The sequence below is a fragment of the Flavobacterium alvei genome (assembly GCF_002920895.1).
Lineage (GTDB): Bacteria > Bacteroidota > Bacteroidia > Flavobacteriales > Flavobacteriaceae > Flavobacterium > Flavobacterium alvei.
This window is the reverse complement of the sequence record NZ_PQVG01000005.1, coordinates 120,037-133,431: the sequence shown is the minus strand read 5'-3', so window position 1 is coordinate 133,431 and position 13,395 is coordinate 120,037. Positions and strand designations below refer to the sequence as shown.

The following is a 13,395-nucleotide window of genomic DNA, read 5'->3' as shown; positions in this document are numbered from 1 at the left end:
ATGAACCTATTTTCTTCTTTACGCCAGAGTTTTAAAACGATTATTTGCGTTGTTGCGGTATTCTTTTTGTCTGAAGCAGTTTCGGCTCAAACCTGGATTTATTATCCGGGTGATTTCGAAGTTTGGTTAAGCAATAAAATGCAGGTAAGACGTACAGATCGCGAAGCAGTATTTCCACCGCTTTGGCAATATTACAGTCCTTATGCCTTGGTAACTTTTCAAACAGAAGTAGATATTCCAGAAGCAGACGAGGTAAAAATCTACTCGGAAGGATCTTTTCAATTAATTTTAGATGGTGTTCAAGTTTACGGGCAACCAAAATCAATAAAAATTTCTGCTGGGAAACACAAAATTTCCTTTAAAGTATATAATCAAGAAGTATTGCCCGCTATTTATATTGCTGGTAAATATGTTAAATCTGATGCCTCTTGGAAGGTGACCAATGAAGATAAACTTTGGATTGATGAAAATGGGAAAGCACAGCAATCCGGCACACCTTGGGTACCAGTTGGTTCTTGGAATTTTAATTCACCAGAGAGTAAACCTTCCGGATTTAAACTGACAACCACGCCTTGGAACGCCAAAAAAACAGAAAAAATAGGAACTGGTGAGTTGGTAGATTTTGGCAAGGAAACTTTTGGTTACATTAAAATTCACGGTTTAAAAGAAAAAGGCAAAGTAGCATTGTATTATGGTGAATCTCGTGAGGAAGCTTTGGATACTGCCAAATGCGAAACATTGGACCATTTATCTTTTGACGGAAAGCAACCTGAAACCTATACCCATAATGGATCCAAAGCCTTCCGTTATGTTCGGGTACAAGCAGATGCAGGGGTAAAGTATGATTCGATTTCGATGCTTTATGAATATTTGCCATTGGACTATCGTGGGGCTTTCAAATCTTCGGACCAAGAATTGAATAAAATTTGGGATGTGTCGGCTTACACGATGCATTTAACGTCCCGCGAATTTTTTATAGACGGGATTAAACGCGACCGTTGGGTTTGGTCTGGTGACGCTTATCAAAGTTATTTAATGAATTATTATTTATTCTTTGATTCGGCTTCGGTAGAACGAACGCTGTTGGCGCTGCGTGGCAAAGAACCCGTGACGGCTCACGTAAATATCATAATGGATTATTCGCTCTATTGGTTTGTGGGTGTTTACGATTACTATTTACATACGGGCGACACGAAGTTTATCAAAACTTTTTATCCACGAATGAAATCATTGATGGAATTCTGCTTGGAAAGAAGAAACAAAAACGGATTCCTCGAACCATTGGAAGGCGACTGGGTTTTTATTGATTGGGCGGACGGATTGCCAAAAACGGGCGAAGTTAGTTTTGAGCAAATGCTTTTGGCGAGAAGTTTAGAAGCGATGGCAGTTAGTGCTAAAATTGCAGGAGAAAGTGAAGACCAAAAACAGTATCAAAAATTGGCTGCTGATTTAAAAACAAAATTATTTGACGTGTTTTGGGATAAAAAAGAAAACGTGATGAAGCACCAGCGCATAGACGGTAAAATGCAGGATATTGTAACCAGATATGCTAATATGTTCGGTATTTTTTTCAATTATTTTAATGAAGAACAAAAACAAAGTATAAAAAATAAAGTGTTGCTCAATGATAAAATTCTTAAAATCACGACACCCTATATGCGTTTTTACGAGTTGGAAGCTTTGTGCGCTATGGGCGAGCAGAATTATGTGTTGAAAGAAATGAAGGATTATTGGGGAGGAATGCTAAAAGAAGGCGCAACTTCTTTCTGGGAAGAATACAATCCAACGAAAAAAGGAACAGAACATTTAGCGATGTATGGACGCCCTTATGGAAAAAGTCTTTGCCACGCCTGGGGTTCCAGCCCGATTTATTTGTTGGGGAAATACTATTTGGGTGTAAAACCAACAGCTCCGGGTTATGCTGAATATGAAATCAAACCAAATCTAGGTGGATTGCAATGGATGGAAGGAAAAGTGCCTACGCCAAAAGGTGAAGTGGCCTTGTATGTAAGCAAATCAGAAATCAAAGTAAAAGCGGCCGAAGGCGAAGGAAAATTGATTTTCGAAAGTCAATCAAAACCAAAAACCAACTCGGGAACGATTACGGAATTGTCCAAAAACAAATACCAATTAACGGTACAACCGAATGTGGAGTACCAAATAAGTTATAAAGCAGTAAAATAATGATTCAAAAAAGTAAACATATTTATTGCCTATTCCTGGTTTTTGTGGGCTTTTCAGTTTTGGCTCAAAATACCAGTTGGCAGGCCGCTCCTTTTGAAGTGGTGAATTCAAATTGCAAAACTTTCAAAACGACTCAATATGCACACGTGTTTTCGGGAAGCAAACATAATATTGTTCGAATTGCTCCTGAATTGCAAGGATTAACAGGAGTTGAACTTCCGTTGGAAAGTTATAAAAACGGAACGAATACGCCATTAAAATTAAAATTCAGGGAACCGGTTCAAGTACTTATTGGCGTTTTTCAAGAGAAAGATAATGCCGATTATCGCCAATTAAACAATGCTAAATTAGTTCTTGAAAATGGACTGACCATAACAGGATTGCCTCCAGTAAATGTGTATGCGATTTCCTATTCGAAAGGAACGCACATCATCAATCCAGAGGGAAAAGGATTGTTTGTAATTTTGGGAGTAGTGAAAGCTTCTGAAAAATTAGTGTCCAGAAATGCCGAATTTCCTGATGGAAAACTTTGGAATCCAACATTTATAGTGGAAGGATTCTCGGACGAGAAACCGCTTTTCGAAGTTATTGGTGGAGAAAATAAGCCAGTAATTGATGAAGGATTTTCCGGAACCGAAGGGATTCAGGGAGGTTTTGAAGGTGGTCGTGTGGTGAAAGTTGGCGATACGTATCATATGTTTCCAACGGAAAGAGCCGGAGAAGTTGGTGTAGAAATGTATTACGACCGTGTAAAAACTAAAATCGGACATTGGACAAGCAAGGATGCGATTCATTGGAAAAGAGAATCCACCATTTTACAAGCCAGCGGAACTTATGCCATTACCGAAGACGACAATCCAATGAACGATCGTCGTGCGGCAATTTGGTCGTATATGCCCGTTTTTAACGAAAAAGCAAACAAATGGTATGGCTATTATTTGGCTTATACCGTTCACAAAGAGATTCAACCCAATCATTCTTTTGGAAGAATTTGGCGTTGTGAGTCAACTATTGAAGGAATTAACGGAATTGCTGGCCCATATAAAGATACTGGTATAATTATTGAGCCGGGATTGGACTCCGAACCTTGGGAAGGGCGTCAAGGCGTGGCTTCATTTTTCCCTTATAAAGTGGGCGATAAATATCTTGGATTTTATAGCGGAGCATTTCCGTTTCAATCTTGGGCAGATTATCCCAAGAAATCCGGTAAAGGCTGGTTTGTTGGTTTGGCTGAATCGAATAGTTTGGAAGGCCCGTGGTCACGAATAAAAGACGGCAGCAATCCAATCAAGTCGATGCATCCCTTTTTTGTGGAAAATCCAATTGTGAGCCAATTGCCAAACGGTCTGTATATAGCCGTTTTTGATGGTGGCCCAGACGGTTGGGGACATCATTTACCCAATATGATGGCGTATTCGCTTTCTGCAGATGGAAAAAATTGGTCGGAAGCACATTATTTACCAATAGAAACCAAGGTCAATAAATGGTGGGATATTATGAGAACGCCATTGTGTTTGATTCCCGAAGGAAATGATGTTTACACGATTGTGTACAACGCCATTGATTTGAAAAAAAGATTTCATCCGACAGGAATGGTTAAATTGAAATTGAACAAGGAAGTTATGGAATCCCGATTAAAGGAATTGAAATAAAAAAGTGGAACGCGGATAAAACGGATTTACTTCGTAAAGACACGGATTAAAACGGATTTTTTAAAATTAAAATAATAAAAATCTGCGTAAATCCTTTTAAATCCTTGTCATCCGCGTCCCATTGAAGCAATTAAAATATAAAATGAAGAATACAATTAAATATCTTGGAATTGGAATCGCAACTTTGTTAATCGCAAGTTGTGCGACTACCAAATTCAAAAAAAGAGAAATTACCGAAAACGTAATGCAGGAGATTTACAACGAAATCAAAACGCCTTACAAATACGGATTGGTAATGGTGCCAACGGACAACTCCTATAAAATGGATTGCCCAAGCGTATTCAGAAAAGACGGAAAATGGTTTATGACGTATTTGATTTACGACGGAAGAGGCTACGAAACCTGGTTAGCCGAAAGCAACGATTTGCTAAATTGGAAACATTTGGGAAAAGTAATGTCGTTTTCGAAGGATGAAACCCATTGGGACGCGAACCAAAAAGCAGGCTATATCGCATTACAGGATTATACTTGGGGCGGTTCGTACGAGTGGAAAAAGTATGACGATAAATATTGGATGAGTTATTTCGGAGGAAATACCACGGGTTATGAAGCGGGCGTTTTGTCTATTGGGATGGCATATACGAAAGAAGTGCCAACCAAACCACACGAATTTGAACGTTTACCAAATCCGGTTTTAACGCCAAAAGATACTGATGTGAGTTTTTGGGACAACAGTACTATGTATAAAAATTCGGTGATTGAAGATAAGGAAAAATTGACAGGCAGTAAATTTATTATGTATTACAATGCCCGTGGCGATAGTTTGAATCCTGCAAAAGGTGCTGAACGTATTGGAATGGCAGTTTCTAATGATATGAAAACTTGGAAACGTTACGGCAAAAAGCCTTTACTTAATCATCATAGAGGAATTACGGGGGATGCTTTTATTCAACGTGTTAATGATACTTGGGTGATGTTTTATTTTGGTGCTTTTTGGAGAGATTGGAATCAAGGTGCGTTTAACCGTTTTGCCGTTTCGAATGATTTAGTAAACTGGAAAGAATGGAAAGGTGATGATTTAATCAAATCATCGGAGCCTTATGATGATAAGTTTGCACACAAATCATTTGTGGTAAAACATAACGGTGTGGTGTATCATTTTTATTGCGCCGTGAACAAAGCAGATCAACGCGGAATAGCCGTGGCAACTTCCAACGATTTAGGTAAAAGCCAATTGAATTTTGTGGCACCGCCGGAGAAAAAAGAGAAGAAATAAAAGTATTAAGTACGAAGAATTAAGTATTAAGATTTAAATAGTAAGTTTTGAAATTAAATAAAAGAAATATAATCCATTTTGTTCAGCATTTTTTTGAGGAAAAATGTTCGAAACCATTAATGTTTTCAAATTCAGCTCGTCTGGGTATATCGGTCTTAATACTTAATACTTTTGTCTTAATACTTCCCTTTTTAGGGAATGCCCAATCCGTAACCGGAGAACCTGCGGGAATTCCTGAATTGCACAAGAAGTATGAGTTTGCCCCTTGGGAAGACCCAACGGTTACGAGCATCAACAGGCAGCCTTCAAGGGCGACTGGCTATTCTTATGCCAATGTGGAAGACGCCTTAAAAGGCGACAGAACCAAAAGCCGAATCCAAATGCTGAACGGCGATTGGAATTTCAAATATGCGGTGAATCTCAAAGAAGCGTCGAAAGATTTTTATAAAACTACGGTATCAGGCTGGGATAAAATCGAAGTGCCTTCGAACTGGGAAATGAAAGGTTACGACAATCCTATTTACAAAAGTGCGGTTTATCCGTTTAGACCCATAAATCCGCCTTACATTCCTAAAGATTATAACGGTGTTGGTTCGTATCAACGCAGTTTTACCGTGCCGGCAAATTGGAAGGATATGACCGTGACTTTGCATTTTGGTGGCGTAAGTTCCGGCTTTCAAGTTTGGTTAAACGGGGAGTTTCTGGGTTATGGAGAAGACAGTTGTTTGCCATCAGAATTCGATATCACGCCTTATTTGAAAGAAGGCGAAAATGTGGTTTCGGTTCAGGTGATTCGCTGGGCTGACGGTTCGTATCTGGAAGATCAAGATCACTGGCGCGTGAGCGGAATTCAACGTGAAGTTTTCATTATGGCCGAGCCAAAACTACGCATTCAGGATTTCTTTTACCAAACCAAATTGGATAAGGAATATAAAGACGCCGTTTTTAAATTGCGTCCAAAAGTAGAAAACTTGACAGGTGCGAAAATCAAGGATTACACGTTTCAAGCACAATTATACGATGCAGATAACAAGCCGTTATTTAAGGAACCTCTCCAAAAACCAGTTATCGATATGATAAACGAAAGTTATCCTCGTCTGGATAATGTGCGTTTTGGAATGTTTCAGGAAACCATCAAAAACCCGAAGAAATGGAGTTCTGAAGAGCCCAATCTCTATACTTTGGTGATGTCCATCAAAGATCCAAACGGCAATATAACCGAATCAAAATCCTGTAAAGTGGGTTTCCGTTCCATAGAATTTTCGAAAGAAAATGGCAAAATGCTCATCAACGGAAAAGAAACTTACGTTTACGGAATCAATCGCCACGACCATAATCCTGTTCGTGGAAAAGCCTTGACCAGAGAAGATATTAAACAAGATATTACCACAATCAAGAAGTTTAATTTCAACTTTATTCGCACCAGCCATTACCCAAACGATCCTTATTTTTATGAATTATGCGATCAATACGGTATTATGGTAATGGACGAGGCCAATCAGGAAACCCACGGAATTGGAGGAAAATTGAGTAACGACCCCAAATGGACAAACGCTTATTTGGAGCGTATGACCCGAATGGTTTATCGAGACAAAAATCATCCTTCGGTTGTTTTCTGGAGTTTAGGAAACGAAGGAGGAAAAGGCCCAAACCATTCCGCAATGGCGGGTTGGGTGCACGATTTTGACATCACGCGTCCCGTGCATTACGAACCGGCACAGGGAAATGCAAAATTGGATGGTTACATCGATCCACTCGATCCGAGATATCCTAAAACAATCGATCACGCTTATCGATTCGAAAACCCACAAGACGATTCGTATGTGGATATGGTGAGCCGTTTTTATCCGGGCGTTTTTACCCCGAAATTTTTGGTAGATCAAAAGAAGGATACAAGACCGATTATTTTCGTAGAATACTCCCACGCGATGGGGAATTCCGTTGGAAATTTAAAAGAATTATGGGACGAATTCCGTTCATTGCCAAGAGTTATTGGCGGTTGTATCTGGGAATTCAAAGATCAGGGATTGGTGAAATTCGATTCGAGAACGGGTCAGAACTATTTTGCCCACGGTGGAGATTTTGGCGAAAAATACCACGATGGCAATTTCAATACCAAAGGCTTGGTCGATTCCAATGGAAAGCCAAAAGGTTCGATGTTTGAAAACAAGTGGATTTATCAGCCAGTGATTTCGACTTTAAACGGAAATCAATTGGAAATAAAAAATCGTCAAGCGGTAAAATCTTTGGCAGGATATATTCCTGTTTTGAAAATTTTGGAAAACGGAAATGTAATCAAAACGCAGATTTTGAAACCTTTCAATGTAGAAGCGGGGCAATCGACAACTTTCAATGTCAGTCCGTATTTGCCAAAAATGAAATCTGGTGCAGAATACCTTTTGAATATCGAATTCCAACTTTCGAAAGAAGAACTTTGGGCTTCAAAAGGGTATGTTGTGGCCGAAGACCAATTTTTGTTGAAAAAGAAAGAAGCGGTTTCATTGGTTTCCAAAAAAGAAAACACAAATGTTTCCGAAACGGATTCTGATTTTAAAATCAAAGGAAAGACGTTTGACATCAATATAAGTAAAGCAAACGGAGCGTTGAGTTCGTATGTTTTCAATGGAGAAGAACAGGTTTTTGCGCCTTTGTTGCCAAATTTCGTTCGACCGCTTACGGACAATGACAAAAGAGGTTGGAAATCACAAAAGCTTTTGAAACAATGGTACAAAGCCAAGCCAAAATTGACGAATATCAAAATGGACAAGTCCAATTCTGAAATTAAAATCACAAGCGATTACGAAATTATAAAAGACAGTGCCAATGTGAGCGTGGTGTACAACATCAAACCTGACGGGACCATAAAAGTGGATTACAGCTTGAAAGCCTCGAATAAATTGCCAAACATTCCGAAAATTGGAATGCAAATGGGCGTTCAAAGAAAGTTTGATCAGATTTCGTGGTATGGAAAAGGAGAATTGGAGAATTACAGCGACAGAAGTTTTGGTTCATTCGTTGGAAAATATTCACTCCCAATCAATGACTTTATCGAGCATTACCCAAAACCTCAAGAAAACGGAAATCGATGCGATGTGAGATGGATGGCATTAACCACTCCACAGAAAAACAAAGGATTTGTAATTGCAAATGACACAAAAGTGTTGAGTATGAGCGCGTGGCCTTACACGCAGGAAAATCTGAGTGCTGCGGGACATACGTATGACTTAAAAGATCCGGGGTTTTTAACTGTAAATATTGATTTGGTTCAAATGGGTGTTGGAGGAAACGACAGCTGGACTTTGGTAGCACAACCTTTGGAACAATATCAAATTAAGTCTGGAAATTATCAATACAGTTTTTATTTGGTTCCTTTTATGGGTTCAAAAAATGAATTGGAAAGCAGCCTGAAAAAGTTTAAATATTAGTTCCAATGTTCAATAAAAAACACTTCTTTTTTATTTTACTTCTTGCGGGATTGGTTTCAGCACAGGAAAATCCTAAAAAAGAAAACAGCTTGTTTCAACCGACACTAGAATCCTCAAGACCTTGGGTGTATTGGTATTGGATGCAAAGTGCTTATTCAAAAGAAGGAATAACGGCTGATTTGGAAGCGATGCAACAGGCCGGAATTGGAGGTGCTTATTTGATGACGATTAAAGGCCCGGCAAATCCACCGTTGATGGATCCACCAGTATTGCAATTAAGCCCGGAATTCTGGAATTTGGTATACTGGGCATTGACCGAAGCAGACCGATTGGGCGTAAAAATTGCGTTCCATCCCGCCGACGGTTTTGCAGTTGCTGGAGGTCCTTGGATAACACCCGAAAAGTCGATGCAAAAAGTCGTTTGGGCAGACACTTTCGTGAATGGTGGAGCCAAGATTCAAACGAAATTAGCGGTTCCAAATTATTATAAAGACTATTATCAAGATATCGCTGTGTTTGCTATTCCGGTAAAGGAAAGTTATATCACGTCAAATCAAAATCGTCCCAAAATTACTTCTACATTGGCAGATTTTGACGCTTCCTTTTTAAGCGATTCCAATAAGGACGATCAATTTAGGTTAAAGGAAAAAGGATGGATTCAATATGAATTTGACCAACCATTTTTATGTAAATCCATTCAAATAGAAACCAAGGGAAACAACTTTCAAGCACATCGTTTAATAGTTGAGGTTAGTGATGATGGCGTTAATTTTAAAAGCTTGGGTCGATTGACAACGCCGCGCCACGGCTGGCAAGATGATGATGCATTTTATACCCACAGCATCGTTCCGACAAAAGCCAAATATTTCCGGTTTGTTTACAATCCCGAAGGTACCGAACCGGGCGCGGAAGATTTAGATCCAGCCAAATGGAACCAAGGATTGAAAGTTGCCAAAATTTATTTGTCGAATGAACCGCTGGTTGACAATTACCAAGGAAAATCAGGTGCTGTTTGGCGTTTGAGTCCACAAACCACGGAAGCCCAAATTCCGAATTCCGACTGCGTTCCCAAATCGGGAATCATCAATATTTCGAAATTTGTCGATGCAAACGGAACTCTTTCTTGGCTTTCGCCAAAAGGAAAATGGAAGATTGTTCGAATGGGATACACTTCCACAGGGCACGAAAATGCCACCGCTGGAGCGGCAAGAGGATTGGAAGTGGACAAGTTTAATCCCGAAGCGGTTCGTTTTCAACTGGATCATTGGTTTGGCGAAATGCTCCGAATTGCGGGACCAGAATTGGCATCCAAAGTGGTCAAAATATTGCATATCGACAGTTGGGAATGCGGCAGCCAAAACTGGTCGCCTGTTTTTCAAGCCGAATTCAAAAAAAGAAGAGGTTATGATTTGGTAGATTATTTGCCAGTTATGGCGGGGATTCCAATCGAAAGCGCCGAAACTTCTGAAAAGGTTTTGTACGATGTTCGAAAAACCATTGCCGAATTAGTAGCCGACAATTTTTTTGGAACATTGGCCGATATCGCCCAAAAAGCCAACGTAAAATTCAGTTCCGAAAATGTGGCACCAACAATGATGAGCGACGGATTGTTGCATTTTAAACACATCGATTATCCAAGTGGTGAATTTTGGTTAAAAAGTCCAACCCACGACAAACCAAACGATATGCTTGATGCGATTTCGGGCGGGCATATTTATGGAAAAGACATTATTCAAACTGAAGCTTTTACCGAATTGAAAATGGATTGGGATGAACATCCGGGAAATTTAAAAACTTTGGCAGACCGAAATTATGCCATCGGAATCAACCGATTTTTTTACCACGTTTTTGTGCACAATCCGTGGACGGACAGAAAACCGGGAATGACATTGGATGGCGTGGGTTGTTATTTTCAAAGAGACCAAACTTGGTGGAAACCCGGAAAAGCCTGGGTGGATTATTGTCAAAGAGTGCAATTTCAGTTGCAAAAAGGGAAACCGGTAATTGATTTGGCGGTTTTTATTGGCGAAGATTTTCCGTCGCGTTCGGTGCTTCCGGATCGATTGGTGCCGTTTATTCCGAATGTTTTTGGAAAGGAAAGATTGGAAAGTGAAGCCATTCGATTGAAAAACGAAGGTCAGCCAAGCATTAAAATGCCCAAAGAAGTGACTTCGACTAAAAATTCAACAGATTTGTCGCAATGGGTAAACGCGATGAACGGTTACCAATATGATTCGTTCAATGCCGATGTTTTATTGAATAATGCGAAAGTCGTAAACGGAAAAGTAGTTTTCAGCGAGAGTATTCAATATGGAGCTTTACTGTTTCCGGGGAGTCATAAAATGGCGCCGAACAAAATGATTTCTTTGGCTGTAGCCCAAAAAATATTGGAGTTGGTAAAAGACGGAGCAACTGTTTTTATTGACGAAAAACCGAATCTGCAACCGGGAATTCAATCAGAAGTTGATCAAAAAAAATGGCAAAATACCATTGATGAAATTTGGAACAACAAATCGAATGCAACATCTTGGAAAATCGGAAAAGGAACGATTATTAAGTTGCCTTATTTGGGAAATGATTTTAATGAAATCGGGATTCAACAAGATGTTTATTTTCCAAAATTAAACAGAACCGAATCCGAAACTATCGCTTGGACACACCGTAAATCGGAAACAGAAGATGTTTACTTTCTTTCCAACCAAAAAGAGGGGAAACGATTTTTTGAAGCTTCGTTTCGTGTAATTGGAAAAATTCCGGTTTGGTACAATCCTGTAACTGATAAAACGACAACATTGGCCAATTGGAAAATCGAAAATGGAAGAACAATTGTTTCGATAAATTTAGAAGCAAATGAATCCGGTTTTGTGATTTTTAAAGATAAAGCGACAACTAGCGAAATTAAAACTACAACTTTCGAAACCGTTCAAACCTTGGATGAAAACTGGGAATTGCAATTTGATTCCGCTTTTCACGGACCTGAAAAACCAATAAAAATTAACCAGCTTTTCGATTGGAGCACTTCTGAAAATGATAAAATCAAATATTATTCGGGAACGGCAACTTATCAAAAAGAAGTGGTTTGGAAAGAAAAATCCACAGACAAAATTTGGTTGGATTTGGGCACTATTGCTAATATTGCCGAGGTAAGCATCAACGGAAAAGATTGCGGAACACTTTGGACTTTTCCTTATAAAGTGGATGTTTCAAATGCATTGAAAAAAGGTAAAAACACCATTATTATAAAGATTACCAATACTTGGGCAAACCGATTAATTGGCGATCAAAAATTGCCCAAAGAAGAAAGATTAACCTGGACAACGGCTCCTTTTAGATTGGAAGGAAATTCATTGCTGAAAGCAGGTTTGTTGGGGCCAGTAACGATTGTAAAAGAAAAAAGTAAAAGAAATGAATAAATTTAGAAATCATATTATTGCCATTGTATTGCTTTTAACAAGCTTTCAAATCAACGCAAAAATCAAATTGCCGGCTTTGTTTTCGGACAATATGATGTTGCAGCAAAAGTCGAATGCACCAATCTGGGGTTGGGCTTCAACCAATGCAAATGTTACGATAAAAACATCTTGGAACGCAAAAATCTACAAAGTAAAAGCAGATAATTCTGGAAAATGGAAAACAGAATTGCAGACACCCTCTTTTGGTGGGCCATTTACGATTGAAGTTTCGGAAGGAAGCGAAAAAGTAGTCGTTAAAAACGTTTTGATTGGTGAAGTTTGGTTGTGTTCGGGTCAGTCGAATATGGAAATGCCATTGAAAGGTTTTCCGGGACAATCCGTTAGAAATGGCAACGAAATAATTGTCAGGTCAACCAATAAAAACATTCATTTTATCACGATTCCAAGAGCTACAGTTTTGGAACCTTTGGATAATTTTGAAGGCAAATGGGAAACAGCTTCACCTAAGTCTACGGCTAATTTCAGTGCCACGGCTTGGTATTTTGGTTCGCTTTTGCAGGAAGTTTTACAAGTTCCGGTGGGACTGATTCACGTTTCGTACGGCGGTTCGAGTATGGAAGCCTGGATGAATCAGGAAATGCTGAAAGATTTTGCAAGCGCCAAGATTCCGACCAAAAAAGAAGATTTGGCAAAAGACCCCAATCGAGTTCCGACGACTTTGTTCAACGGAATGCTTTCGCCAGTGATTGGTTACGGAATCAAAGGTTGTATTTGGTATCAAGGCGAATCGAATTACGAACGAGCTTCGGAATATACCCCTTTGATGAAAAAGATGGTCAGCAGTTGGAGAGGCTTGTGGAAACAAGGCGATTTCCCGTTTTACTATGCGCAAATCGCTCCATTTAATTATGCCCAATTTCATCCAAAAGACAATTTAGAGAAATACAATTCGGCTTATTTGAGAGAAGCACAATTGAAGGCTTCGGAAGTAATTCCGAATTCAGGAATGGCGGTTTTGATGGATGTTGGAGAAGAAAACAACATTCACCCAACCGACAAGGAAAAAGGCGGAAACCGTTTGGCTTTTCAGGCTTTGGCAAAAACCTACGGAATCGAAGGCTTCGAGTTTGAAAGCCCGAAATATAAGGCAATGGAAATAAAAGACAATTCGGTTACGGTTTCTTTTGACGATGTCCCAAATGGGATTACGTCTTACGGAAAAGAGGTGAACGGTTTTGAAATCGCGGGAGAAGACAAGGTTTTTTATCCTGCCAAAGCTGAAGTTCGTAGAAAATCGGTGGTTTTGACTTCGGATAAAGTGGAGAAACCCGTTGCCGTTCGCTATTTGTTCAAAGATTTTGCAAAAGCGGAATTATTCAGTAATGGCGGATTGCCGATGTCCTCGTTTAGGACAGATGAGTGGTAGTTTGCAGTTATGAGTTAAG

Annotated in this window: 6 protein-coding genes; all 6 read left to right on the top strand. The window is 39.4% G+C overall.

The features are described 5' to 3' along the window. The 6 genes from C3L50_RS09940 to C3L50_RS09915 all read left to right on the top strand — a co-directional run bounded on the left by C3L50_RS09940 (position 1) and on the right by C3L50_RS09915 (position 13,376). Complete coding sequence (locus C3L50_RS09940; RefSeq protein ID WP_103806029.1) at positions 1-2,184, top strand: alpha-L-rhamnosidase-related protein; 2,184 nt, start codon at positions 1-3, stop codon at positions 2,182-2,184. Continuing rightward, positions 2,184-3,836 (top strand): glycoside hydrolase family protein, encoded by a 1,653-nt coding sequence (locus tag C3L50_RS09935; protein WP_243400365.1) that lies wholly within the window; start codon positions 2,184-2,186, stop codon positions 3,834-3,836. The genes C3L50_RS09940 and C3L50_RS09935 overlap by 1 nt, the downstream gene beginning before the upstream one ends. Before the next feature lie 142 nt (positions 3,837-3,978). Further along, a complete protein-coding gene (locus tag C3L50_RS09930) occupies positions 3,979-5,112 on the top strand; it encodes a glycoside hydrolase family protein (protein WP_103806027.1) in 1,134 nt (377 codons plus the stop codon). Between the two features lie 119 nt (positions 5,113-5,231). Continuing rightward, entirely contained in the window at positions 5,232-8,537 is a 3,306-nt protein-coding gene (locus C3L50_RS09925; protein ID WP_243400364.1) for a glycoside hydrolase family 2 TIM barrel-domain containing protein, read from the top strand. A gap of 5 nt (positions 8,538-8,542) precedes the next feature. After that, on the top strand, positions 8,543-11,950 hold the full coding sequence (locus C3L50_RS09920; protein ID WP_103806025.1) for a glycosyl hydrolase: 3,408 nt from the start codon (positions 8,543-8,545) through the stop codon (positions 11,948-11,950). Further along, a complete protein-coding gene (locus tag C3L50_RS09915) occupies positions 11,943-13,376 on the top strand; it encodes a sialate O-acetylesterase (RefSeq protein WP_103806024.1) in 1,434 nt (477 codons plus the stop codon). The genes C3L50_RS09920 and C3L50_RS09915 overlap by 8 nt, the downstream gene beginning before the upstream one ends. The last annotated feature ends 19 nt before the right edge of the window (positions 13,377-13,395 follow it).

Excerpts from the sequence above, each read along its gene's own strand:
- C3L50_RS09940 (WP_103806029.1), top strand. The coding sequence starts at position 1 with ATGAACCTATTTTCTTCTTTACGCCAGAGTTTTAAAACGATTATTTGC.
- C3L50_RS09935 (WP_243400365.1), top strand. The coding sequence starts at position 2,184 with ATGATTCAAAAAAGTAAACATATTTATTGCCTATTCCTGGTTTTTGTG.
- C3L50_RS09930 (WP_103806027.1), top strand. The coding sequence starts at position 3,979 with ATGAAGAATACAATTAAATATCTTGGAATTGGAATCGCAACTTTGTTA.
- C3L50_RS09925 (WP_243400364.1), top strand. The coding sequence starts at position 5,232 with ATGTTTTCAAATTCAGCTCGTCTGGGTATATCGGTCTTAATACTTAAT.
- C3L50_RS09920 (WP_103806025.1), top strand. The coding sequence starts at position 8,543 with ATGTTCAATAAAAAACACTTCTTTTTTATTTTACTTCTTGCGGGATTG.
- C3L50_RS09915 (WP_103806024.1), top strand. The coding sequence starts at position 11,943 with ATGAATAAATTTAGAAATCATATTATTGCCATTGTATTGCTTTTAACA.